This window comes from Paenibacillus sp. RC73, assembly GCF_044908085.1.
Classification (GTDB): domain Bacteria; phylum Bacillota; class Bacilli; order Paenibacillales; family Paenibacillaceae; genus Paenibacillus; species Paenibacillus terrae_A.
The window spans coordinates 343,685-366,954 of sequence record NZ_JBIYCV010000003.1; the positions used below are offsets into that span (position 1 = coordinate 343,685).

At 44.2% G+C, this 23,270-nt stretch carries 23 protein-coding genes; 14 read left to right on the forward strand and 9 right to left on the reverse strand.

All coding sequences use genetic code 11. The annotated features are described in order from the left end of the window. The first annotated feature begins 44 nt into the window (after nt 1-44). The 3 genes from licT to ABH897_RS08420 all read left to right on the forward strand — a co-directional run bounded on the left by licT (nt 45) and on the right by ABH897_RS08420 (nt 4,482). Entirely contained in the window at nt 45-896 is an 852-nt protein-coding gene (gene licT / locus ABH897_RS08410; RefSeq protein ID WP_404519349.1) for a BglG family transcription antiterminator LicT, read from the forward strand. Between the two features lie 209 nt (nt 897-1,105). Next, nucleotides 1,106-3,022 (forward strand): beta-glucoside-specific PTS transporter subunit IIABC, encoded by a 1,917-nt coding sequence (locus ABH897_RS08415; protein WP_404519350.1) that lies wholly within the window; start codon nt 1,106-1,108, stop codon nt 3,020-3,022. A 50-nt stretch (nt 3,023-3,072) separates the two neighbouring features. Continuing rightward, nucleotides 3,073-4,482 carry a glycoside hydrolase family 1 protein gene (locus ABH897_RS08420; protein ID WP_404519352.1) on the forward strand — a complete coding sequence of 470 codons (1,410 nt, stop codon included), beginning with the start codon at nt 3,073-3,075 and terminating at the stop codon, nt 4,480-4,482. A 435-nt stretch (nt 4,483-4,917) separates the two neighbouring features. On the opposite strand, the gene ABH897_RS08425 is transcribed toward ABH897_RS08420, so the two are convergent. Beyond that, a complete protein-coding gene (locus tag ABH897_RS08425; RefSeq protein ID WP_283653726.1) occupies nt 4,918-5,595 on the reverse strand; it encodes a CidB/LrgB family autolysis modulator in 678 nt (225 codons plus the stop codon). Further along, nucleotides 5,592-5,963, reverse strand: coding sequence for a CidA/LrgA family protein (locus ABH897_RS08430; protein ID WP_014278636.1), 372 nt, complete (start codon nt 5,961-5,963; stop codon nt 5,592-5,594). The genes ABH897_RS08425 and ABH897_RS08430 overlap by 4 nt, the downstream gene beginning before the upstream one ends. A 132-nt stretch (nt 5,964-6,095) precedes the next feature. Here ABH897_RS08430 and cidR point away from each other — a divergent pair, with 132 nt between their 5' ends. Continuing rightward, nucleotides 6,096-6,995: a cidABC operon transcriptional activator CidR gene (gene cidR / locus ABH897_RS08435; RefSeq protein WP_044644329.1), complete on the forward strand. Its 900-nt coding sequence runs from the start codon at nt 6,096-6,098 to the stop codon at nt 6,993-6,995. 135 nt (nt 6,996-7,130) lie between these two features. Here cidR and ABH897_RS08440 read toward each other — a convergent pair whose 3' ends face one another. After that, nucleotides 7,131-7,286, reverse strand: coding sequence for an aspartyl-phosphate phosphatase Spo0E family protein (locus tag ABH897_RS08440; RefSeq protein ID WP_283656341.1), 156 nt, complete (start codon nt 7,284-7,286; stop codon nt 7,131-7,133). A 161-nt stretch (nt 7,287-7,447) separates the two neighbouring features. Then, nucleotides 7,448-8,524: a diguanylate cyclase gene (locus ABH897_RS08445; RefSeq protein WP_404591613.1), complete on the reverse strand. Its 1,077-nt coding sequence runs from the start codon at nt 8,522-8,524 to the stop codon at nt 7,448-7,450. A gap of 167 nt (nt 8,525-8,691) precedes the next feature. Here ABH897_RS08445 and ABH897_RS08450 point away from each other — a divergent pair, with 167 nt between their 5' ends. Genes ABH897_RS08450 through ABH897_RS08460 form a run of 3 tightly spaced genes read left to right on the forward strand, consistent with a single transcriptional unit; the run spans nt 8,692 to nt 12,202 of the window. After that, nucleotides 8,692-11,058, forward strand: coding sequence for an ATP-dependent DNA helicase (locus ABH897_RS08450; RefSeq protein WP_283653723.1), 2,367 nt, complete (start codon nt 8,692-8,694; stop codon nt 11,056-11,058). Further along, the gene (locus ABH897_RS08455; protein ID WP_283653722.1) at nt 11,048-11,557 is read left to right on the forward strand and encodes a MarR family winged helix-turn-helix transcriptional regulator; all 510 of its coding nucleotides are present in this window, start codon (nt 11,048-11,050) and stop codon (nt 11,555-11,557) included. Before ABH897_RS08450 ends, ABH897_RS08455 begins: the two co-directional genes overlap by 11 nt. A gap of 36 nt (nt 11,558-11,593) precedes the next feature. Beyond that, nucleotides 11,594-12,202 carry a pentapeptide repeat-containing protein gene (locus ABH897_RS08460; protein WP_283653721.1) on the forward strand — a complete coding sequence of 203 codons (609 nt, stop codon included), beginning with the start codon at nt 11,594-11,596 and terminating at the stop codon, nt 12,200-12,202. Between the two features lie 140 nt (nt 12,203-12,342). On the opposite strand, the gene ABH897_RS08465 is transcribed toward ABH897_RS08460, so the two are convergent. Beyond that, the gene (locus tag ABH897_RS08465; RefSeq protein WP_082067086.1) at nt 12,343-12,519 is read right to left on the reverse strand and encodes an aspartyl-phosphate phosphatase Spo0E family protein; all 177 of its coding nucleotides are present in this window, start codon (nt 12,517-12,519) and stop codon (nt 12,343-12,345) included. A gap of 208 nt (nt 12,520-12,727) precedes the next feature. On the opposite strand from ABH897_RS08465, the gene ABH897_RS08470 reads away from it, so the two are divergent. Then, entirely contained in the window at nt 12,728-13,684 is a 957-nt protein-coding gene (locus ABH897_RS08470) for a nucleoside hydrolase (protein WP_404591615.1), read from the forward strand. A 48-nt stretch (nt 13,685-13,732) separates the two neighbouring features. Here the strand turns inward: ABH897_RS08470 and ABH897_RS08475 are convergent, their stop codons facing one another. From ABH897_RS08475 to ABH897_RS08490, 4 genes are all read right to left on the reverse strand, one after another. After that, the gene (locus ABH897_RS08475) at nt 13,733-13,930 is read right to left on the reverse strand and encodes an ATP-binding protein (protein ID WP_283653719.1); all 198 of its coding nucleotides are present in this window, start codon (nt 13,928-13,930) and stop codon (nt 13,733-13,735) included. Nucleotides 13,931-13,971: 41 nt separating this feature from the next. Then, nucleotides 13,972-14,427 carry an IS3 family transposase gene (locus ABH897_RS08480; protein WP_404519492.1) on the reverse strand — a complete coding sequence of 152 codons (456 nt, stop codon included), beginning with the start codon at nt 14,425-14,427 and terminating at the stop codon, nt 13,972-13,974. Between the two features lie 251 nt (nt 14,428-14,678). Beyond that, on the reverse strand, nt 14,679-14,891 hold the full coding sequence (locus ABH897_RS08485) for a helix-turn-helix domain-containing protein (RefSeq protein ID WP_404591617.1): 213 nt from the start codon (nt 14,889-14,891) through the stop codon (nt 14,679-14,681). Nucleotides 14,892-15,040: 149 nt separating this feature from the next. Further along, complete coding sequence (locus ABH897_RS08490) at nt 15,041-15,400, reverse strand: DUF4181 domain-containing protein (protein ID WP_235332153.1); 360 nt, start codon at nt 15,398-15,400, stop codon at nt 15,041-15,043. Nucleotides 15,401-16,032: 632 nt separating this feature from the next. On the opposite strand from ABH897_RS08490, the gene ABH897_RS08495 reads away from it, so the two are divergent. The 6 genes from ABH897_RS08495 to ABH897_RS08520 are packed head-to-tail and all read left to right on the forward strand — an operon-like array spanning nt 16,033 to nt 23,257. After that, entirely contained in the window at nt 16,033-16,638 is a 606-nt protein-coding gene (locus ABH897_RS08495; RefSeq protein WP_404591619.1) for a hypothetical protein, read from the forward strand. Beyond that, on the forward strand, nt 16,622-17,140 hold the full coding sequence (locus tag ABH897_RS08500; RefSeq protein WP_283653716.1) for a hypothetical protein: 519 nt from the start codon (nt 16,622-16,624) through the stop codon (nt 17,138-17,140). Before ABH897_RS08495 ends, ABH897_RS08500 begins: the two co-directional genes overlap by 17 nt. Next, nucleotides 17,137-17,514: a DUF4280 domain-containing protein gene (locus ABH897_RS08505; RefSeq protein WP_283653715.1), complete on the forward strand. Its 378-nt coding sequence runs from the start codon at nt 17,137-17,139 to the stop codon at nt 17,512-17,514. The genes ABH897_RS08500 and ABH897_RS08505 overlap by 4 nt, the downstream gene beginning before the upstream one ends. A 52-nt stretch (nt 17,515-17,566) precedes the next feature. Beyond that, complete coding sequence (locus tag ABH897_RS08510) at nt 17,567-20,413, forward strand: phage baseplate assembly protein V (protein WP_404591621.1); 2,847 nt, start codon at nt 17,567-17,569, stop codon at nt 20,411-20,413. A 2-nt stretch (nt 20,414-20,415) separates the two neighbouring features. Then, nucleotides 20,416-21,858 carry a discoidin domain-containing protein gene (locus ABH897_RS08515; protein WP_404591623.1) on the forward strand — a complete coding sequence of 481 codons (1,443 nt, stop codon included), beginning with the start codon at nt 20,416-20,418 and terminating at the stop codon, nt 21,856-21,858. Between the two features lie 25 nt (nt 21,859-21,883). Next, the gene (locus ABH897_RS08520; protein WP_404591625.1) at nt 21,884-23,257 is read left to right on the forward strand and encodes an N-acetylglucosaminidase; all 1,374 of its coding nucleotides are present in this window, start codon (nt 21,884-21,886) and stop codon (nt 23,255-23,257) included. Nucleotides 23,258-23,270: the final 13 nt, after the last annotated feature.

Here is a 23,270-nt window from a genome sequence, read left to right on the forward strand (position 1 = left end):
ATTAGGTCTTTTTTTCGTCAACTTCTTTAGAAAGAGGAGTCTCCATGCGCATCAAGAAGGTATTTAATAACAATGTCGCTTTGGTTGAAAATCAAAACCATAAAGAGATGATTGTCATGGGAAAAGCGATAGGGTTTCAGAAGTATCCCGGGGATATGATTGACGATAAACTTGTTGAAAAAACTTTTGTTCTGGAAATTCCTGAGAATACAGACAAGCTTATATCTCTCTTTAGTGAAATACCTTCAGATGACATTGCTTTGGCTGATGAGATGATCAACTTTGTGCAGCCTAAGCTGAAAAGGGCATTAAATGAGAGTACTCTTATTGCTTTATCTGATCACCTCAGTTTTGCCTTGAAAAGGGCACGAGAGGGTATAGGAATAAAAAACCCTCTTCAGTGGGAGATCAAGCAAGTATATCCCTTGGAATTTGCTGCTGCTCAGAAAGCATTAGACTTAGTGCAGCAACGTGTCGGGGTCGAGCTTCCTGAAGGTGAGGCAGCATTTCTTGCTCTTCATTTTGTTAATGGTCAACTTGACGGTGAAACTGAGCACGAGGGGATGGAATTGGCGGGAATTATTAGCAAAGTACTTGATATTGTGAAGTATCATTATCAGGTGGAATTAGATGATACCTCGTTAAGTTTCACCCGATTTGTCACTCATCTGCGCTATTTCATTCAAAGGCAGAGCAAAGGTGAGGTCATTATCTCAGAGGATGTATTCTTGCATGATATAGTTAAAGAGAAGTACCCCAGGGCTTACAAATGCTCGTTAAAAATCAAACAATATTTGGATACTAGCTATGGTTGGAATTGTACCTTGGACGAACTACTTTATTTAACCGTTCACATTCATCGTCTAACCTCTCGGTTTGTATCCGAAGAAAAATAACTTGAAGTTAGGATTGTTACTGATTCGATCAGGCATGACCTAAATGACTTCTTACGTGCTGCTGTGGCAAAATGCCCCGCATGAGTAAGGGTCATCTAGGTCTTTTTTTATTACTAATCCTTTTAGGGGGATGCGTACGGACAGCTGACGGGCGATCTCCAGCAGGATATGACATAGAACATTTTAACCTAAGTGCAGGGGGGATTTACATGAAGAATGAACAACTGGCTTCCAAGATTCTGGAACTTGTTGGCGGTGCTAAAAACGTTGACAATGTGGTGCATTGTTATACTCGTCTTCGTTTTAATCTGAAAGATGACAACCAGGCTGATCAAGAGAAAATTGAAAAACTGGATGGAGTTATTACAGTCCAGAAACAAGCTGGACAGTTTCAAGTGGTGATTGGAAATAATGTAGCTAAAGTATATAACGAACTGATTAAACTTGATGAATTTTCCACCGATAATTCTGGTTCGAAAGAACCAAGTGGAAATAAAAAGAAACAAAATATAGCAAGCCGTCTGATGGAGACTATTGCCGGTATTTTCACTCCGGTGATTCCTGCTATTGCAGGAGCCGGGATACTGAAAGGGTTACTGGGCTTGATTACAACTTTAAAATGGGCAGATCCTGCTAGCGGTTCCATACGTATCCTGGCCCTAATCGCCGACTGTGTATTTTATTTCCTTCCGTTCTTCTTGGCTGTGTCAGCCGCACGCAAATTCAAAACAAGTGAGTTTATGGCGCTGGCACTTGCAGGCGGTCTTATGTATCCCACCATTATGGACGCAGCCAAATCCATAGCAGCGGGGAACGAGGTTGAGCCTATATCCTTTGTTGGCTTACCTGTTGGATTGGTGAATTACAGTTCAACTGTTATTCCGATCATTTTATCTGTCTGGATTTTGTCATATGTATATCGCCTGATTGACCGGTTTATGCCCACTGTTGTTAAATCAATTTTTACTCCAACCTTAGCGTTGCTTATTATGATCCCGATTGAACTGATCGCAATCGGGCCTATGGGTTCCTATCTGGGAGTTAGTCTGGCAAACGGTGTGAACTGGTTGTTTGAGCATGTGGGCTTTCTGGCAGGGATGTTGTTAGGCGGAACCCGTCCTTTGCTTGTCATGGTGGGGATGCATTATGGCTTAATGCCAATCGCTATTTCGAACCTGGCTACACTTGGTTATGACTATCTGATTCCAATTTTCTTTGTAACCAATATGGGTCAGATGGCCGCGGCATTCGCTGTATTCCTGAAAACAAAAAACAAATCTTTTAAAGCCATTGCGGCATCCACTTCATTCTCTGCATTGCTGGGGATTACGGAGCCAGCCATGTATGGGGTTAACCTGAAGCTGAAAAAACCCTTTATTGCTGCATTAGTTGGTTCCGGCGTAGGTGGGGCTTTTCTTACCATTTTCCATGTTAAGTCCTACGGGTTTGTACTTCCGGGGATTACTGCGCTGCCAGTATTTATAGGACCAGAGTTTATTTATCTAATTATTGGAGCACTGATTACCGTTGGTTTGACGATTGCTCTCACCTACATCCTCGGTTTTGAGGATGTACCAGAAGAGAATACAAAGGAGACCTCCAAAGGTACGGCGACACCGGCTGTTACATTGGAAACGGCGGAGACTGTAGTTGAATCTACAGAATCTAATCTGACAGTGAGAAGTCCAATCAATGGAACTGTTGTTCCTTTAAAAGATGTTCCTGACCAAGCTTTTTCACAGGAGGCAATGGGTAAAGGGGTGGGAATCGAACCTGCTGAAGGTAAAATCTACGCTCCTTTTGACGGGACAATCGAGACCGTGTTTCGAACAAAACATGTTATTGCAATGAAGTCAACACAAGGTGTCGAAATTTTGGTACACGTTGGTATGGATACCGTTAAGCTGCAGGGGCAGCACTTCGAGGTGTTTGTGAAAGAGGGGCAACAAATAAAGGCTGGAGAATTACTGACGGAGTTTAACCTGGAAGAGATTCGTAAGGCTGGTTATCCTACAATTACACCGATCATTGTTACGAACAGTATGGACTATACCAATGTTATCGTATCCGAACCAGCAGGCTCCCATGCATCAACACAAAGACAATTGCTTACGGTTGTTAAGTAATAAATGAAATTTTGAATATAGATAAAGTTAGGATAGGAGAGAAAATTCATATGAAAATTATACCGGAACCATTTTTCCCTGAAGGTTTTCTTTTTGGAGGCTCGTCTTCGGCATTTCAAGCCGAAGGAGCCTATAACCAGTACGGAAGAGGATTATCCGTTATCGATATGTTACCCAGAAACGACAAGCTGGCCGACTATAAAGTAGCGGTTGACCATTATCACCGATTTGAAGAGGATATTAAACTTATGTATGAGGCTGGACTGAGAGCCTATCGTTTCTCAATGTCCTGGTCAAGAATCCTGCCTGAAGGCAATGGAGAAATCAATACGGAGGGAATAGAGTTTTATAATAAAGTCATCAATTTGCTTTTAAAATACAAAATCGAGCCAGTCGTCACCATTTATCATTTTGATTATCCGCAAGGATTGGTTGACCAATACGGAGGGTGGCTATCGAGACAAAGTATTGAAGATTATGTAAATTATGCAGCAGTACTATTTAAGCATTTTGGAGACAGAGTGAAGTATTGGTTAACCATTAATGAACAGGATCATGTCATTCATTTGCCAGAAAGATTAGGGATCAAGGAGAAGCTGTCTGATAAGGAATTCGATAAAATTGCCCATCAAGTCTCTTATCACATGTGCGCTGCAACCGCCAAAGCCATAAAATTATGTCACGAGATGGTTGAGGGCGGAAAAATCGGTCCGGCAATGAATCCTATGTTCGGAGTTCCTGCTTCGATGAAACCCGAGGATGCTCTTGCTGCTATGGAATATAATGAAATTGCAAGCTTTTACTTGCTGGATATGCACTGCAAGGGGATCTTTTCCCCTGTCTACAAGAAATATCTGATTGATCGTGGAATATTCCCTCAAGTTGAGGAAGCCGATCTTGAGGAAATGCGCAACAATCCCCCCGATTATATCGGTGTAAATTATTATATGGCTAAAACGATTGAACATAGCAGTAAAAACGAAATCCAGTATAGAGGTAGTGGAGTTATCAAGCAGGAAGAAGCAGGTATTTATAAGATTGTCGATAACCCTTATACTCCTGTAACGGAATGGGGATGGGAAATCTGTGCACCTGGTTTGAAAATGGCTATCATGGAGATATTTAACCGGTATAATATTCCTGTTCTCATTACTGAAAATGGGCTAGGGGCGTTCGACGAGCTAACCGAGGATAAGCAAATCCACGATGAGTATCGAATAGAATATCTGTCAGCACATCTGAAGGAACTGAAGGAATGTATCGATATGGGATATCCGGTGATTGGATATTGTCTGTGGTCATTCATGGATCTAATCAGCGGTCATGACGGTATGGGCAAAAGGTATGGATTGGTCTATGTTAACCGTTCAAATTCCGATCTGATGGACCTCGCACGCATAAAAAAGAAGAGTTATCATTGGTATGCAAACGTAATTGCAACGAACGGTACTGGATTGTAGTACGGTTATGTGCTATTGAAAATACATGGAGCAAGTGTTGGGAACATTACCTCTCTGTAAATCTGTAAATAGGTGATGATTAAAGGGTGTGAAAGTCTCCTCTCTTTCAAGAACAGGAGAGCGGGTGAAGTCAAAATATGACCAGATATAGGGAGCGGATCTATTTTTACAGAAAGTATCACTTATAATTATAATAATTACGAAATGTTTTAAATGAATGTATCCTTACTCTCATTTATAATCGTTACTGACAATACTTGTTGAGGCTGAGAATATACCCGGCGCTGTTAAAGCAATCTGATGGTACGGGAGATAAATGACTTTTATCTTCCGAATAGACGAAGAAGCTCCGTCCCACTACAGCTAGTGGAACGGAGCTTCTTCGTTGTGTATATCAGGGGCAGTATCCATTCAATATCTCGTGTGTTACTGAGCTTACAGCATCAAGTGGAACAGGAACGGCGCAGCCGCCAAGGTAAAGAGGGCGGCGAGCACCATAGAGATGCTGGAAATAGTGCCCGTCAGCGAACTGAACTCGAACGCTTTGGAGGTACCTGTACCATGAGCCCCGGTACCGAGCAGTACACCGCGCGAAACTTCATTTTCGATATGGAACAGCTTCACGATCATCGGACCGATAATGAGACCGCTCAATCCGGTTAAAATAACGAACACAGCCGTGACTGTCGGATTACCGCCAATCGTTTGTGAAACATTCATGGCAATCGGTGTCGTAATGGAGCGAGGAATCAGGCTGCTCATCAGCGAGGAATCCAGATGCATCCATTTGGCGAGTACCATGGAGGATACTACGGCTACGACTGAACCGGACAGCACGCTAAGCACGATTTGGGTCGCATGTTTTTTCAGCACAGGGAAATATCGGTACAAAGGGACGGCAAATGCAATCGTGGCTGGTTGGAGCAGCATGGAGAGCAAATGGGCACCCGAGTTATAGGAACGGTAATTTATACCCGAAAGCGTCAAAATTAAAATAATAATGATCGGTGTAATGAGTAGTGGAGACATATACACCTTGGGGAGCGTGCGGTACATGCGTTTGGCCATCCAGTAAATAGCGAGCGTCAATACAATACATAGAAGACCGATCATGATGATTTGTGCTCCTTTCGTTTGCCGAGCAGACTGGCGATCATGCCCGTGCAGGCCATCACGAGAAAGGTACCAAGCAGTACGACCAGCATAATGCTCATACCATCGTGCTCCAGCATCGGCCAATAATTCATAACGCCGACAGCGGAGGGAATAAAGAATAATAGCAGTTCGGCCAGCAGCCAGTTTGCGCCGATCTCAATCCAGCTTAGGCGGATCACGCCTGTTTGCAGCAGAATAAAGAGAATCAGCATGCCGATAATGCTACCGGGTACAGGCAGGTGAAGCCAGGAGACCACCGCGTTCAGGATGAGCGAAAAGGCCATCAGGACGGCGATCTGGAGGACACCGCGTATGAAGCTTTTCATATATAATGGCTCCTATCTATGAGTTCCGTTATTTTTCAAACTGTAATGAAATTTTACATCACAAGCTTTCATGAGTAAAATGCATATAAAGAATACGATGTATTCCGTTTGTCTATGGAAGAAGGTGATGGGATGGATATCCGACATTTGCAGTATTTTTTGGAGGTCGCGCGCTTGCGCAGCTTTACGAAGGCGGCCCAGAGCATGTTTATTACACAGCCGACGATCAGCAAGACGATTAAAAGCCTGGAGGATGAATTGGGTGTCGCTTTGTTTGACCGGATCGGCAAAAGAATCGAGCTGACGGACGCGGGCAAGGTGATTGAGCTTCAGGCGCAAGCGATTGTGAAGTCCTTCCAGAGCTTGTCGTCCGAGCTGAGTGATTTGATGAACCTGAAAAAAGGGCACATCCGTATCGGTCTGCCTCCCATGGTCGGATCGAGCTTTTTTCCACGCGTCATTGGGGAATTTCACAAGGCATATCCCGATGTGACCATTCAGCTATTTGAGGATGGGGCAAAAAAAGTAGAACAGGACGTAGGCGCGGGCGCACTGGATATTGGTGTAATTGTGCTGCCAGCAAGTGGGGATATATTCGAGACGTTTCTGTTCGTGGAGGAAAAGCTGAACTTGCTGGTTCACCCTACGCATGTACTGGCAGAGCGTACAGAGGTACCGCTGGCAGCGCTGGCGGAGGAATCGTTTGTACTGTTCCGCGAGGATTTTACACTGCATGACCGTATTATTGCAGAGTGTGTCCGGGCTGGCTTCCAGCCGCGCGTCGTCTATGAAAGCTCACAGTGGGACCTGATCAGCGAAATGGTTGCTGCGAACTTGGGGATAGCGCTACTGCCGGAAGCGATTTGCCGTGAACTTGATTCTGAACGATTGCGTGTTATTCCACTCGTTGATCCCGTCATTCCCTGGCATCTAGGGATGATCTGGCGAAAGGATCGGTATCTGTCCTTTGCCGCGAGAGAATGGATTACGTTTACGCAGGAACTACTGCGGACGGAGTACCGAAGAAAGTAGTAAGCGAGGAAGTAAGGGAAGAAATAAGTAAGATGAGGGTATCCTACCGGAAAGTTAACACGTACAGGTACGGCAGCGGAACACGAGGCTATGTACAAAAAAAGCTGCCCGTAAGGGCAGCGGTGTAGCTTTCTTCTATGGATGTGCCTGATTGTCGCCATTTATCGCTCGCTTGGTGTGGAGATACTTGTCCATAATTCGGTCAAGTCGAGAGGATTTGACCAATACACGTTCATCCCTTAATCCATGTAAGGTTGCCATACGATTTAGTTCGCAGCGTTCTTTTTCCATAAGTTTTTCCAATTGTTCGAGGTCCAAAAAGCCCACCCCCCATGTCGATTGTAAGGCATGTCTCCTCTAACGGCAGAAGATTTTCTAATACAAATCTTATTTCCATTTTACCACTTTTTATTAACAATAATCCAGCTTTCCAGACATTTAGCGACTTATAATTATCGTTTTGCTATTTCTACCCGATTGCGTCCTGAGCGTTTGGCTTCATATAGAGCGTCGTCCACCTTCTCCAATAATTTATCCGCTGCAATGGTAGGGAAGCTGCCTGCTCCGATAGATACCGTCAGAGAAACGATGGTTCCGTCATTTAGTTGAAAGGGACCGTTTTCCACAGCCTTTCGAATCTTTTCGGCAAAGCTTGCTGCTTTCCGGCTGTCGCAATCTCCAATCAGAATGGCAAATTCTTCTCCGCCTTTACGGGAGGGGTATGTCTTCCTTGTAGACTCCCGGTTTAACAAAATTCCCAATTGGTTTAAGACGGTGTCACCGTTCAAATGGCCATACGTATCATTAATATTTTTAAAGTGGTCAATATCCAGCATCAGGAGTCCAAAGGGTTGTTTAGTAGCCTTGGAAGTATGAAAGACCTCTTCAAATAGCGCATCGAAAGCACGCGGACTGTATAATCCGGTTAAATGGTCCCGATTCGCAGCGTCTTCGAGTAGATGAATGGCCCGTTCTGTTTTTTTGATATGGGACACCATAAAATAAGTGAACAGGCCGCCAAGCAACTTAACGGTTGTGACTATTATAATAGTTTCATTATCAGGAGGATTAACCACATAGAAAGTAGATAACAGCGACACAACAGCAGCTCCAAGCACGGCTGACATCCATTTGCGGAGCGTTAGGCTTTTTTCTCGAATGAAGGTAAGTGAAATGCCCAGTGTCATGAAGCAATTGACAGTAGCAGTCAGAGAAACATCTGTCCAACCACCGGTGATATAAATACGGTACAGGCTTATGATCAGGGTGGTCAACAGACCGGATATTGGTCCTCCCATATAAACAGATATGATAATAGCCAATTGGCGCAGATCGACCACAAAATGCTCGCGGATCCATAAACCAGTCATCATTAAAAGAATACCAAACAGTCCCAGCATTAAACCGTTCATTACCCGATAAAGGAATACATGTTTTTCCAGGTAACGTTCGTATTTTCGTGAAAGCAAATTTCCAAAGAATAAGAAGCTCGTTAATAATCCGAAGTTGTTAATTAATTCTTTTAACATAACCCTATCCTTTATGCTGTAATGTGAGTTTGACAATGCTGAGAATAAAGTAATAAGCCTCACTTCTATATTTCGGTAAAAAATAAGTGTGAGTGAATACCAATCGACCATAAACGATGCTTATGACCCTTACGTTTCCTTTATCTTCGTGATAAAGTGAAAGGACTATGATCGGAACGGGTGATCGTATGAAGGAACCAATTAACATATCGGTGCGACCCCTTGTGGAATATGTGCATCGGAGCGGCAGCATTCACGGTGGTTTCCGCTCGAACAGCAGCATGCTGGAGGGAACACGCGTACACCAGCTTATCCAAAAAAGTTATAAGGAGCATGACCGCAAAGAGGTACATTTGCGTACAGAAATTCTATATGAGGGTGCTCTATTTATCGTTGAGGGCCGCTGTGATGGACTGATTGAGCTGGACGGCATATGGACAGTTGATGAAATCAAGTCGGTTTCCATTCCTCTCGAAGATATTCCGGGGGACGGTCAACCTGTGCATTGGGCGCAAGCGTTTCTGTACGCCTATATGATTGCCCGCGAAGAGCAGCGCAATTCCATGCAGGCCCAGCTTACTTATGTACAGGCATACAGCGGAGAAATTCGGCGCTTCAGACGGGAGTTATCCTTTGCAGAGCTGGAGACCTTTGCGCTGAGGATGGTCGAGGGTTATGCGCCGTATGCATTCCTGCTGAGAGCACATGCAGAGAAGCGGGATGCCAGTATTGCAACACTGGCCTTTCCCTTTGACACGTATCGTTCAGGCCAGCGGCCTCTGGCGGGTTCGGTGTACAAGACGATTGCAGAAGGGGTCAATCTGTTTGCTAAAGCGCCTACGGGTATCGGTAAAACGGTATCTACCCTGTTTCCTGCAATCAAGGCCATCGGTGAAGGGCTGGTGAGCCGGGTATATTATGTGACGGCCCGTACCACAACCCGCGCAGCAGCGGAAGAAGCGTATGCCAAAATGCAGGCCCAAGGGCTGCATATGCATGTAGTAACCTTGACGGCGAAGGATAAAATCTGCTTCAAGGATGAAAATGATTGCGATGCCGGAGCATGCAGCATGTGCGAGGGATATTATGACCGGATCAACGGTGCGGTGTCCGATATTTTGGCGAACGAGACGTTGATGACCCGGGCGGTGATTGAGTATTATGCGCGCAAGCATAGGGTATGTCCGTTTGAATTTTCGCTGGACGTGGCATATGCCTCGGAGGGTATAATCAGTGACTATAATTATGTTTTTGATCCGCGTATTTCCTTGAAAAGACTGCTGGAGGAGCACAAGCGAAAAGGTGTTGTGCTGGTGGATGAGGCGCATAATCTGGTGGAACGCGGCCGGGATATGTTTTCGGCGGAAATTTTGAAATCGTCTTTTTTGGAATTGAAAAAAGAATTCAAGCTGCTAAGCCCGGAGATTGCGGGGTCGGCTAGTGCAGTTAACGCGCACATGATTGCATTGCGCAAGCTATACGCGGATACAGGAAAAGCAGTAAATACGGTGGCACCGCATGAGGTGCTGGATCTATTGGCACCTTTTGTAGAGGCAGCCGAACATGAACTGTTAACGGGCGTCGGTAGTACGAGCAGCTCGGGAGCGGCCTATACATTGCTGTTGGATACGTATTTTGCCGCTCAAAACATGCTGCGGATTGCAGCTTTGTACGATGAACGCTACGTCACTTATATTGAGGCGGGACGCAGTGAAGTGCGGGTCAAGCTGTTCTGCCTGGATCCTTCGCATTTGCTGGGACAGGCTGTGAAGGGCTATCGCTCTGCGATTTATTTTTCTGCGACGTTGACGCCGCTTGCGTATTACCGGGATATGCTGGGAGCAAGGGAAGAAGATTACACGTTGCAGGTTCCTTCTCCTTTTCATCAGGAGCAATGGGATGTACGCCTGTTACCACTCTCTATCCGTTATCGGGATCGTGAGCGCTCGAAAGGGGCCATTGCAGATATGCTGGCGGGATTGGCTGAGGAACGTAAAGGGAATATGCTCGTGTTTTTCCCTTCCTATCCGTATCTGCGAGAGGTATATGAGGAATTTATGACCCGGGGCGTGTCCGTGGAAACGCTGGTACAAAGTCCAGGGATGACCGAACCGGAGCGGGATCACTTTCTGGAGGCTTTTCAGCCGGGGCAAGAGCGTACCCTGCTTGGCTTTGCCGTACTGGGAGGCGTGTTTGCGGAAGGCGTTGATTTGCCGGGTGATCGTTTGAACGGAGTCGTAGTTGTTGGTGTCGGGTTGCCGCAAATTGGCGCAGAGCGGGATGTGCTGCGAGATTATTTTTCGGAACAGGGACGGAATGGATTCAACTATGCGTATGTGTATCCGGGGATGAACAAGGTTCTTCAGGCAGGGGGCAGGCTTATCCGCACAGAGCATGACGAAGGCTTGCTGGTGCTGATAGATGACCGGTTTGCCAAGGAGCCGTATGCTTCTTTGCTGCCGGAGGAATGGAGAAGCTATCGTTTGACGGAACAAGCGGGATCAGGGAAGGAATGGACAGGCCATGAATTTTAATTTTCATAATGACTCTATACGCGGGGTACTACGTAGTTTTGGACAAGAGGAAGCAGAAGTGGACAATATGGAGACTTTTGTGACTTTTGCGCGCTTGGCTAACGGTATTTTCAGAGAAATAGATACCGATCTTACCAAGCTGGGAGTCTCTCAGGGCCGAATCATCGTCCTTAGCCTGTTGCATTGCCATACGCTGCACCGGATGACACCATCAGAGCTGTCAGAAAAGGCAGATGTGACGCGGGGAACCATGACGGGGCTAATCGACGGTCTGGAGCGGGATGGAATGATTGAACGGGTGGCTCACGAGAGCGATGGACGAATGGTCACGGTCGGACTAAAGGAGGCAGGACGGGAGCTACTGGTAACGGTAGTGCCTTACTATATGAAGCTGATCCGTGCATGTATGTCCGAGTTTACGACAGAGGATCATGAGATGATGAAGGGCTTGCTCGGTAAAATGAAAAGGGGTTTTGAACGGTCTTTGCCGAAATGCTGAGTTCCTGATATGAGGGATAAGGAATAGGGGGAGAACATGTTTTTTTATACAGATGAGGTCTATGAAGCGCGTGATTTTGGTTCGATGGATGCCCGGGAAGGCGAGTGGAGAAATTGTGAGTTTATCCGCTGTCGCTTTCGGGGGGTGGAGATGAATGAATCTCTTGTTGAAGACTGTACTTTTGTGGACTGTGATTTTACCGGAGCCATCCTGAATGCCTCTCATTACAAGGAGTCTGCCTTTACGAATTGTCTATTTACCAGTGCCAATCTGTTTGTGGCCCGGTTTGATAACTGCAAGCTGGTAGGCTCAGATTTCGCGGGGGCGAATATGGATGGTATCACGATTACAGGCGGAGATTGGTCATACACGAACTTGCGTCATGCAGATTTAAGAAAACAGGATTTGCGAAAAATACGATTCAAGGAAGCTGACTTAACCGAATGTAATCTGGAAAAGGCAGATTTGCGGGAAGCGGATCTTACCCGAGTAAGGCTGCACCGGGCGCAGCTTCAAGGAACGGATCTGCGGGGTGCGAAGATGGATGGCGTGAATTTTAAAGATTTGGATATCACCGGAGCGAAGCTCGATATCCAGCAGGCGGTAGCCGTGGCCCGATCCTATGGAGCGAAGGTGGAAGGGTAAAAGCACGGAGTAAACAAAAAAATTCCTGCTCCAGCGGCAGAACCTGAGGATCAGGGCCGGGACTGGACAGGGAAATGGGTGCTTTATATGTTGAACTGACCCGAGAGGGGGAGGATTGTATGGTGGGGACCAAAGAGGCATTAGCTTTTCTTTTTTCTTTGTTGGGCAAGGACTACATAATGATCCAGACGTTGACTTAGCTCTACAATGGAAGGGTCGGTAAAGGCTTCATGCTGTGCCTTTGTAATAAGCTCGCTGCGCAATTCTTCAATGATGGCAAGCAAACCATCCCCGGCTGCATTCAGATTGGATACCATAGGCTGCACCTTCTTCCCTGCTGCTCATTAGATTATAAAAGTAATTGCATAAAATTTGAATTATACATTAATGGTAAATATAGGTCATTTTTTTATTGATGTAAAGTAGTATAGCACATTTACTCTAGCGAAGTGATCAGGCATAATTAAAGATGATTGCCGATGAGAACATGCCTGTTACGCGGGGATATAAGGAAGGAAGAGACAGATGAGTCAGACAAACGTTTATTTTAATCATGATGGTGGAGTGGATGATCTGATATCCCTGTTTATGCTGCTTCAGATGGAGCAAGTTCATTTGACCGGAGTATCGGTTATTCCAGCAGATGGTTACCTGGAGCCTGCGACGGATGCCAGCCGTAAAATTATTGATCGTTTTGGCCGAAATAAAGGGCCTGTGGAAGTCGCTAAATCTAATTCACGCGGTAAAAATCCATTTCCTGCCGCTTGGCGTTTACATTCCTTTTATGTAGATGCATTGCCAGTGCTGAATGAATCGGGACAAATGGAAGCGCCGCTTTCAGCTCTGCCGGCTCATCAGCATCTGATCGAGAAGGTACGTGGAGCCGAAGGCAAAACACTGCTCCTGTTCACTGGACCGCTGACCGATCTGGCACGCGCGCTGGATGAGGCACCGGATATTGAAGCGAAAATTGACAAGCTGGTATGGATGGGCGGTACCTTTGAAAAAGGTAATGTAGAGGAGCCTGAGCATGACGGCACAGCAGAATGGAATGTGTTCTGGGATCCGGAAGCAGCATATCGGGTATGGCAAAGCGGCATTACCATTGATCTGGTGGCACTGGAAAGCACAAGCAAAGTGCCATTAACGCCAGCCGTACGCAATCGTTGGGCTGCCGAGCGCCGCTATGAAGGCGTGGATTTCCTGGGCAACTGCTACGCAGGGTGTCCGCCGCTCGTCTATAGCGAGACGAACTCAACCTACTATCTGTGGGATGTGCTGACCACCGCATCGGTGGGACGTCCGGATATTGTAAAGAAAAAAACGGTACATTGCAGCGTCATCGCAGATGGTCCAAGTCAGGGCAGAACCGTGGAACAGGCGGAAGGCCGCCCTGTTAATCTGGTATATGACACGGATCCGGAAGCCTTTTTTACGTACATGGCGGATTTGGCCAAGCTGGCTGCTCCCAAGCGTTATTAGGCCCAGCCCTGCACATATACGTAAGTTTAGAGAGACAATTACTACCTATTAGCAAACATCCATGACATGAAAACCCGTGACGATATCCGTCACGGGTTTTTGTGCCCTTTTAGGCCATGTATGAGTAGAATTCAGCCTCTGCTTTAAGCAAATGCCGGAATGATCATACAATTGGGTAGCAGCAGACAGAGTGACTTCCCCCGCGTTTGTAAACTTCACCGCGTTGTCTACCAAATTGATCAGCATTCGCCTGGTCATACCCCTGTCAAGTAGACAGATGAAAAAAGCTATGCAGCCAGCGCGTGCCGATATTCAATCGGTGCGCGCTGTTTGAGTTTAGCTTGAAACCGTTGGTAGTTATAAAAGTAGATATATTCCTCTACGGCTTGATGGATCTCTGCTTCTGATTTACACTGGTGAAGGTACAACTTCTCTGTCTTGAGATGCGAAAAAAAGGATTCGATGCATGCGTTATCCAGGCAGGTTGCTTTGCGAGAGTGGCTGCCTTTGACGCTGAATGCCTCTAATCGTGTGTTGTACGCCTGAGACGTATATTGGAAGCCTTGGTCCGAATGGAGTACGGCTTCCGAGACGTCTCTTTTTCGTGTCCACTGCTCCACCGTATCCAGGACCAGTTTCACATCGTTACGGTCGGAGATTTGCCAAGCGACAATCTCATTGTTAAAGAGATCCTGGATCGCGGACAGGTAATAAAAATGGGTGCCATCCGAGATATAAGTAATATCGGTGTGCTAAGTGGATGGCTACCATATGCTCCTTGATTTCATGGTCCCGCGTATGGGCTTCAGCTCGTTGCGCGTGTGTATTTCGCCATTTGTAGTAATTGGCCCTGGATAGCCCTGCAATGGCTAGTAGGCGCGTAATGCCATGGAGGTCACGCAGTTCTTCAATCACTTCGTAGTGATCTTGTAGTCTAAGCTTCGCTCCGTTACCAGATTTGGATATCGCTTTTTTAAGTAGTCCACCTGAGCTTTCAAGTAATCCCGTTCTTCTTTGATACTGGCAAACGCCTTACGGGGGGGACGTCCTTCATAGGGCTTGAGGAGCCCTTGCGTGTATCGAGTGGCTCTCCATTTCGATACTTTCTTACCCATACTTTGAGCTGGGTGCAGTGCTTAATCCCCAACCTCTCTGCGGCTACTTTATAACTCTCCGCTCCAGCCAGATATGTTTGAATTGCTTTCATTTTGAACTCTTCCGTATATGCTTGAAATACCTGTCCCTTTTTGCCAAAAAAATCCCCTCCAAGTTCACTCGTTTCCTCATGTTAACACAAGGTTTTTTTATGAGTGTCTACTTAAAGGGGATATTACCACTAATTGTGCGGTTTTTTTGTTAAATTAAAACGTAAACAATTGTACCAACTACAGATATGGCCATCATCAATAGTGAAATAATATGTTTTTGTGAACTTCGAATATATTTCCATTGGAAGATAGATCGAACACCGAACACTAGAATAAGTAATACGCCAATCCAAACATATTTATAAGGTTCTTTAACAAAAAGAACTGACAAAATTACCACAATACCCCCAATCACAATGAACCACCTGTATGGGATAAAACCATCCGTGTCTGATATCTTCTCATCTGTTTTGCTGATAATTTTATCCAGAACAAATTGAATCACAGCTGCAATAAATAATACAAGAGCAAAACTCATTGGTATCACCTTCTTTTTCCATTTGTTCAACTATACTACACCAATCCAAATTTTTCATGCATCAATAAACAAATGATCCAATATTTTCCTGTTCAAGGCTTTCTTTTTTGTATCTCAAGGTCACGTCGCAGCTTGAACGAATCTTTATCAAACGATACAAAAAATTAGCATTTATGGGGTAGTACCAGCGAAGCTGTCACAGCCCGTAAAGTAAACCAGTGAAAAGTTCCGGTTTTTGTTGGTATCGGAACCATAGTTCTGCTTTGCACTCGTTATTCTGGTTCAACGTGGTTTCCAAGGCGCAATTTGAACCACGTAGCTGTCATGAAGTGCAAACATGTGGAAATTGATGGTAACTACTTTGCGGGTGGTGTCACGTTCGCTGGTACTGCCCCTATACATGATTATTTCATTGTAGACCGGGCTTTCTACTTCCATTTACCTATTCGCTTGCGCAAACCTTCATTTCGTAGGTCTAGTGAGGAGGTTTTTTGAGAGGTATAGGGTATACGAATACATATTTATGAAATTATTAAATGATTTTTTTGGTTTTTTATACATTCGTTTGCAATCTCATCATATGAAAAAAGTGTAATTAAATAGGATAATAGGACCAGTAATATCATGTAAATATTCTATATAATAGGTTCAGAGGTGGGATTATGAATAGACTGGAAGCACTAGAACACTTTCAAAAGACCTATGCAGAAGATGTGCTGAATCAGAAATTACACCAAGTAATGTCTTTGTATGAGCAAAGAAAAGACGAGCTCATCTTATCTTTTATTCAATCCTTTCAATTGATCTGCCTGCAAGCCAATTCTACAGAAGTGGCCAAGACAAGGATTGGATACATTACCTATTCAATGAGGCGCACGTATCTGATGGATCGAAACTATAACTATGTCATCGAAGCCTATGATAAAAATTGGTTCTTTGATCCTCAACCTTGTCATGGAACCTATGATGCAGGATGGGCATTTAGCTATCTGGGAGAACTGGAGGATGAATTGAATCAGCTCCGAAAACCCTATATGAACAAAGTTATGCAGCCTGATGTTGAGCGATTTGTACGGCAGGCTGCAGTGGAATATCATAAATACATTTTGCAATTAGCTAAGGATGCTATTCCACAGGCTATACAACTACCGGAATTCAGGGCTTTGAGGTGCGAAGATGATTTGGAAGTAAGAATAGGGGAGTATAAAGGAATCAGTGAGGCGGTGTATTCAGCAGCATATGGAATATTACATGATTCATCAGGATAACCGTATTACAGAGTATATGCATTCCGAAGAGATGAATCGTAGGCAGCTCTTGGAGTGGGCAGCCAGCGCGGAGGATTCCATTTTACAATTTTATGTTTCGGGTGATGCAGACTATATCGATTTTATTGAGCATCCGGTATCCATAGTTTCAGAGCAGCTAAAGGAAATATTTGATGTATATCAAGCCGGATTAAGCTGGAAGCTGGTTGTTTTTGCCGATATGCAGCGAATGCAGCAAACGAGGTATTGGCTGGCTAATCCGCCTAGCCTTATGTGTTTATCACCACTTAGTGAATATCATAGGGACGGTACACTGAGGAAAATCATTTTAGATGAATATGCAGTGGAGAATCATAAGATATTCAGGATTCAGAATGCCAATCATCATATCATTGTGGATCTTGATGTGGCTGAATGTATTTTAAAGTTCAATTTGGCAGGCTTGAAATTACAAAAGGTCGATACAGAGGGGCCATCTATACAAAGGAGAGTCCAAGAATGAGTGAGAGCTATGTAGTGGATGGGGCACAGATACAGTGTAACTATGGAAGTCATACAGGAAGGTTTAGTGTTTCAGCTAACAGGGGGATTAGCATTGGTGATAAATTACAGGGGAATATTCAAGATTTTCACCCACAGACTCATATCCCTTCATTCGGAATGTGCCGCAGTATGCATAATCCTGCAGTTTCTTCTGCAAACAAAGGTAATTGCGGAAAAATCATTCCGCAGCCCTGCAAACCGAGCGTATCTATGCCTTGGTTGAATGGAAAGAAGGATGTATACGTAGATCAATCTCCGGCTCTTATGAGCTGCTCCACGAACTTATGCATGTGGTGTGGAAAAATTTCATTCACGACAGACGGGCAGGAATAGCTACTGATTGTAAGAAGTGACATCACATGTTAAGACAAATGGGGGGAGTAAGATGGGACTGGCAGGAACTGTGCTGACGTATGGAAATATTAGGGTAAATGCACCGTATGATATTGTCCGGCTGCTGGACTTTGAATTGACACAGAAGGTGAATGAGCACGGCAAGGTGTACATCACTGCTCTCATACCGGATGAGGATCATGCTAAGTATGACGGTTTAGCACATGATAAGGATGTGCTGGAGGTATATGAGACGGATGAAGATCGAGGGATGGTTAGTATTTTTAAAGGAATAGTCACCAATATTAGCATTGGATTCAAAAAAGGCGTATATCACATGTACATAGAGGCTGCCTCTTTTACATATTTGATGGATCAACAACGGAAAAACCGTTCGTTTCAAAACAGTAGCTTGACGTATTACCAATTGTTCCGCGAACTCATAGATGCTTATCCACACGGGGATTTTATTGACCTGACTGACAGCGATAAAAAGCTGGACGGCTTTTCGATTCAGTATGGGGAGAGTGATTGGGAGTTTTTAAAAAGAATGGCCTCTCATCTGCAAACTGGACTGATTGCCGAGATTACATCCGTGTTCCCGAGACTATGGTTGGGCACATCGAAAGATCAGGTGAAAGGTGAACTGCGAAGCATTAACTTTTCCCTCCAAAAAACAAAGTCAGGTCCCCAGTATACATATGCTGAAGTGGAGGATACGAAACGTTTTGAACTTGGAGATGTCGTCGTGTTTCAACGAAAGCATTGGGTTATCGATCAGATTCATGCAGAGATGAAGCAAGGTCTTATGACATATGACTACTTTCTCGTTCCGGGAACAGGCATTCCGAGGGAGGTTATATATAATCAACACATACAAGGTACCTCCATTGAAGGGAAAGTCATTGATTTAGATGGTGAAGGAGAGTCGGTTAAACTTCACTTGTCCGTGGATTCTTTGCAGTCCAAAGCTGGGGGTTGCTGGTTTTCTTACCCCACCTTGTATACCGGTGGTGGAATCGGTTGGCACTGCATGCCCGAGCTTGGGGATCATGTCCATTTATATTTTCCGTCCAACAAAGAGCAGGAAGCTCGCGTGGTTCAATCCCTGCGTAAGAGAGACTACAAAGGAGATGAAATCAGCAAGCCAGCAAGAAAGCTGTTTCATACCAAAACTCAAAAAGTGGCGAGATTCGATGATAAAGAAGTAGCTCTCTCCACCCAGAAAGAAAAGATACTTGTACGCTTAAATCCTGCTTCCGGTATTCACGTGTATAGTCATCACGATCTTACCTTTCACGCCGATACAGACTTGGTGCTGCATGGTAAAAAGGTACAGATGACCGCTACTCGCGAAATATCTCTGACGTGCAAAACTAGCTATATCCGAACCGATGGAACGCTTCATATCAAGGCCAGTAAGCTCATAAAAAATCAGGTGCCTGATGCAGAACTGAAAGCCTATAAATCCCTGATTCAAGAATTGAAGGGAAAGGGATATCCGCAATGGGTGCAGGATTTGCTGCTTCAATTTAAAAAGGACTATTACAAAGCCGTGGCAGCAGGTGACAAAAAGGGTGCCAAGGAAGCAGCAGCCAAGGCCAAGCAATTGCGTCAGAAGGTGGCAGAAATAGATCGTATGCCTGCCTGGGCCAGAGCGCAAATGCATGAATACACGTCCCAGTGGTGGGAAGCCCACGGCGCAAATGACAAGGCCAAGCAAAAGCAGATGCATCTTCTCGCGAACCAACTGCGTGACAATGTGCTAATCAACGAGCTGATTCGTGGGCATTCAGCTAACTCCTATCTCGATGCGAACCGGCTAGAAGAACTATCTGGACAATACGCAGATGCGGCTCATAAGCTGACTGTTGCTGATCAAAAGGCCATAGCCAAGGAAGCCGCCGCCCTGCGGAGTAAGTATGGCGTGAACAGCCAGCTTGCGAGAGAGAATTTGAACAAGCTTGCCAAGAAGTATCCAGACAGCTTCTCGTACAAGCTTCCAACAACAGGCGATTGGGATAAGGAGCTTAACGCTGCACTGCAAGATTTTGCGAAAAAATACGGTCTGGAGAATAAGGGCTATGGCCGTGATGTGCTCGCAGTGTATCTGCATCAAGTAGCCAACGGCATTCTTCCATGGCCTAAGGTTAATAAGGCTGCAACGCCGACTGTTCCAACAACGAAAACGGAACCGGGCAAGAAGACGCCGATTACTCCTGAAAAGCCGACGAAGGAAGAACCGAAGCCATTAAATCCTAAGGATTATAAAGATGGATTAGTAGCAGTGAAAAAGATTGAAAATTATATAAGTAATAAAGGCATAAAAGGTAATCAGGCTCAAGCTCTGTATAGAGTAAATGATTACACCAATAACAGTATTATTCAAAAGAAGCTTTCTTCGAACCGCAAGGCACCACTTGTGTTCTTCTTTGAAGGAGACGGCTCTTATAGTCATAAACAAGAAGATCACCCGGAAGGTCGGTATGGAGCGATGGCAATTGTGGTGATAGACGGCGAAATTAAATATACAAGTAAGAACGCCAGCACACTTCCTGATTATGAGAGCAAGTATAAAACTGTTAAAGATGGAGTATATGAGTTTGTAGGGGGGTTGCATCTGAGTACTTATCCTGCTTTGCGGATTCGGGATGGTGCAGCAGTTCCAGCAACCAAAGGAAGCCAAAAAAAGGATACCACAGCAGAAGGCGTAAATATACACAAGGGCTACAATAATGATACTAAAGGTAGGCCGACTTCAACAGCTTGTATTACAGTCCATAAAGACGAGTATGTAAGATTTTTGAGTTCAGTAGGTGTGGTGCGGAGTTCATTGGATGAAAGACCTAATCCTGTAAAAGGGCTAGCTATTCTTGATCGGAAGGATAGATCAAAGTGAAGATGATCAGAAACATATTAATCATTCTTTTTTTAATCGTGTTGTCAGCATGTAATGCTTCTCAAAAAGTCCCTACTTCCTTTTCTTCGAAAACGGTGGATATGGCTTCAGAAGTGGTGGAATCATCTAATAAAAATAATAAAACGGAGCTTGTTAAAGAGAATAGCAAGAAAGAATGGGCTTTAATAGTAGAAGAAGGCACAGAAGATCCAGCAGAATTTTTGGTTCAGCTGGAAGGGTCAAAAGTTGAACGGTTCTTAAGTGCCGAGAAACTGATTAGTCTCCTACAGTCGAAGGAGGATAAAGAGAAATATCGAGATTCTTATGTAGATGTAGGGAGAATCCAAGAAGATGGGAGTCAAATCGCATTCGTATTAGATTTATTTAAAGAAGCGAGATTAATAATACAAATTTATGATTTGGATTCGGGTAAAAAAGTAAATGAATTTATGCTGCCTTATAACCACCCAGTAATTTCTTCTGATTTAACGAAGTATTTATATGAGGATAAAGATAAAGCGTATATATATGACACGTCAACTAATCAATCAACAGCTATTCAATTAGATGGAGATTCTATAGATGTAGATGACATTCATCAAGGAAAATTTTCTCCAGACAGTACCCAGTTTTGTTTTACTGACAGCCAGCAGAATATTGTCGTATTTGATGTATCAACTCATAAAATCATTAAGAAAATCCATATAGATTCTGGTATGGCGATAGTCAACCAATGGATTCAGAAAGATAAAATAATCTATTCCCTTAATTCTATGTCAGTGACTAAAACGCACCTGTTAAATTTAAGCAATGGAGAGAAACACCTTTTAGGCAAAGGGATGGAACGACTCTTAATGTCTCGTGATGGATCGGAGTTATGGTTTGAAAAGGTAGACTCGGCATTCAACTATAAACTAAATATAAATACAGGTTTCGAAAGTAAAGCTGTATCCATCACTGCAATTGATGGGAATATGGCAACACCTGTGCAATGGTTTTATACCGCTAATGACTTTTCCAAATATGATAGCGAAATAAAAGTACAGCAAATTAAAGCTTCATCCACTCTGCCAAGTAAAGGCGTGCAGACTTATGATGCCAAAAATCTGGTGGATGGAGATACATCTACTGCATGGTGTGAAGGCGTGAAAGGCGACGGGGAGGGGGAGACTATACTGTTAAATCTGGGATCATCACAGAAGGTAAAGGGTATTGAGTTGATTAACGGATATGCTAAATCTGAAAAAAGTTATCGGGAGAATAACAGAGTTCAAAAACTAAAACTGGAATTCTCAGATGGTTCCTCTCTAGAAATGAATGATTTTAACACACGTAAGAAATTTAAAGAGCCTATTAATACCTCATTTATTAAACTTACTATTTTATCAGTTGAACGTGGAACGAAATATCAGGATACATGTATTTCCGATGTACGGCTTTTCTAGCATTCTTACAAAAAGGAGAAGGCATATGAAATGGAAAGAACCAACGTTTGGTGCAACACCTATGTTGAAAGCTTTAACAGCCGCTAATGCGCATAGGAAAGCGAAGGCTTTTGACCTGGTAGCAGAACAGAAGAAACAAAAACTGAATTATCCTGACTGGGCCCAAACCTGGATGCGTAAATACAAGGAGGATTGGTATATCGCTAAAGCAAACGGCGACGAGGTCGGGATGCGTAAAGCGCAAAAGCTGGCAGAGGGACTTCGAAGCAAGTTACGTGAAATGGCCACGTTCCCCAAGTGGGCTCAAGAGCAGATGCAAAAAGAAACCGTCCGCTGGATGGCTGCTGAGGCAAGCGGAAATATCAAGCAAAAGTTAGCCGCTGAGAAGGCGGGACGAGCCATTCGCGAGAAGTTGGGCCTGATCGATACGAGCACTAAAGAACCACCAAAAGAACCAGTTACCAACAAATCGAAGGATGATCCTAAAACTGAACAAGCACCTCCTGATAAGTCAGAAAATGATAGCTTTGAAGCTGAGCTTGCTAAATTCCCGGAATCATACAGGCCAGCGCTATTAAAATTACACAAGCAGCATCCCTCTTGGCGTTTTATAGCAGAAGAAACTAATGTAGATTTTAATAGTTTTCTCAACGCAGAAATGAAAAATGGGCTGGTATGTACCGAAGTAAGCAAATATGGATATTCACCGCCTTGGAGAGACCCTAAGTTCAAATATGATAGAGGATATAATGCTGCTTCTCCTAAGGCAGTTTCATATTTTTTAGATCCTCGTAATTTTCTTACCGAGTCTCGTGTATTCCAATTTTTGTCCGGAAAGTATGATAAGAACACCCAAAATAAAGAGGCTGTTAATAAAGTGCTAAGCAAAAGTTTGGCTAATAAAGGGGATGTATTTCTAAAGGCAGGCGGCAATGAGGCGAGTGCAGTATTTTTAGCGGCAAAGGCCATGGTTGAATCGGGAGGCGGAACTTCAACTTTAGGAAAGGGACAGGTCCCGGAATATATCGGTTGGTACAACATGTATGGCATTGGTGCAAACGATGGGAATGCACTCAAAAATGGTGCAAAAAAAGCTAAGTCAGAGAACTGGAATTCTGTCGATAGTGCAATAATCGGCGGAGGTAAATGGATTAATGAAAATTATATTCAAAAAGGGCAAGATACTCTTTATAGCCTAAAGTGGAATGTAAATTCCTTCAGGAACAATGGAACTATTAGTAAGCAGTATGCTACCAATATTATGGATGCATATATAAAATCGGATCGTTTTTCCAAGGGTCTTAAAACTGTGGACGCACCTCTTACTTTTAGGATACCCGTATATAAAAATATGCCTGCAGCTGCTTGCCCTGAACCTACACAGGCTTCATCAAAATAATCGAGTTATTATA

Bases quoted from the DNA above. Each gene is read 5' to 3' on its own strand.
- licT (WP_404519349.1), top strand. From the start codon at position 45: ATGCGCATCAAGAAGGTATTTAATAACAATGTCGCTTTGGTTGAAAAT.
- ABH897_RS08415 (WP_404519350.1), top strand. From the start codon at position 1,106: ATGAAGAATGAACAACTGGCTTCCAAGATTCTGGAACTTGTTGGCGGT.
- ABH897_RS08420 (WP_404519352.1), top strand. From the start codon at position 3,073: ATGAAAATTATACCGGAACCATTTTTCCCTGAAGGTTTTCTTTTTGGA.
- ABH897_RS08425 (WP_283653726.1), bottom strand. From the start codon at position 5,595: ATGATCGGTCTTCTATGTATTGTATTGACGCTCGCTATTTACTGGATG.
- ABH897_RS08430 (WP_014278636.1), bottom strand. From the start codon at position 5,963: ATGAAAAGCTTCATACGCGGTGTCCTCCAGATCGCCGTCCTGATGGCC.
- cidR (WP_044644329.1), top strand. From the start codon at position 6,096: ATGGATATCCGACATTTGCAGTATTTTTTGGAGGTCGCGCGCTTGCGC.
- ABH897_RS08440 (WP_283656341.1), bottom strand. From the start codon at position 7,286: ATGGAAAAAGAACGCTGCGAACTAAATCGTATGGCAACCTTACATGGA.
- ABH897_RS08445 (WP_404591613.1), bottom strand. From the start codon at position 8,524: ATGTTAAAAGAATTAATTAACAACTTCGGATTATTAACGAGCTTCTTA.
- ABH897_RS08450 (WP_283653723.1), top strand. From the start codon at position 8,692: ATGATCGGAACGGGTGATCGTATGAAGGAACCAATTAACATATCGGTG.
- ABH897_RS08455 (WP_283653722.1), top strand. From the start codon at position 11,048: ATGAATTTTAATTTTCATAATGACTCTATACGCGGGGTACTACGTAGT.
- ABH897_RS08460 (WP_283653721.1), top strand. From the start codon at position 11,594: ATGTTTTTTTATACAGATGAGGTCTATGAAGCGCGTGATTTTGGTTCG.
- ABH897_RS08465 (WP_082067086.1), bottom strand. From the start codon at position 12,519: ATGGTATCCAATCTGAATGCAGCCGGGGATGGTTTGCTTGCCATCATT.
- ABH897_RS08470 (WP_404591615.1), top strand. From the start codon at position 12,728: ATGAGTCAGACAAACGTTTATTTTAATCATGATGGTGGAGTGGATGAT.
- ABH897_RS08475 (WP_283653719.1), bottom strand. From the start codon at position 13,930: ATGCTGATCAATTTGGTAGACAACGCGGTGAAGTTTACAAACGCGGGG.
- ABH897_RS08485 (WP_404591617.1), bottom strand. From the start codon at position 14,891: ATGAAAGCAATTCAAACATATCTGGCTGGAGCGGAGAGTTATAAAGTA.
- ABH897_RS08495 (WP_404591619.1), top strand. From the start codon at position 16,033: ATGAATAGACTGGAAGCACTAGAACACTTTCAAAAGACCTATGCAGAA.
- ABH897_RS08500 (WP_283653716.1), top strand. From the start codon at position 16,622: ATGATTCATCAGGATAACCGTATTACAGAGTATATGCATTCCGAAGAG.
- ABH897_RS08505 (WP_283653715.1), top strand. From the start codon at position 17,137: ATGAGTGAGAGCTATGTAGTGGATGGGGCACAGATACAGTGTAACTAT.
- ABH897_RS08510 (WP_404591621.1), top strand. From the start codon at position 17,567: ATGGGACTGGCAGGAACTGTGCTGACGTATGGAAATATTAGGGTAAAT.
- ABH897_RS08515 (WP_404591623.1), top strand. From the start codon at position 20,416: ATGATCAGAAACATATTAATCATTCTTTTTTTAATCGTGTTGTCAGCA.
- ABH897_RS08520 (WP_404591625.1), top strand. From the start codon at position 21,884: ATGAAATGGAAAGAACCAACGTTTGGTGCAACACCTATGTTGAAAGCT.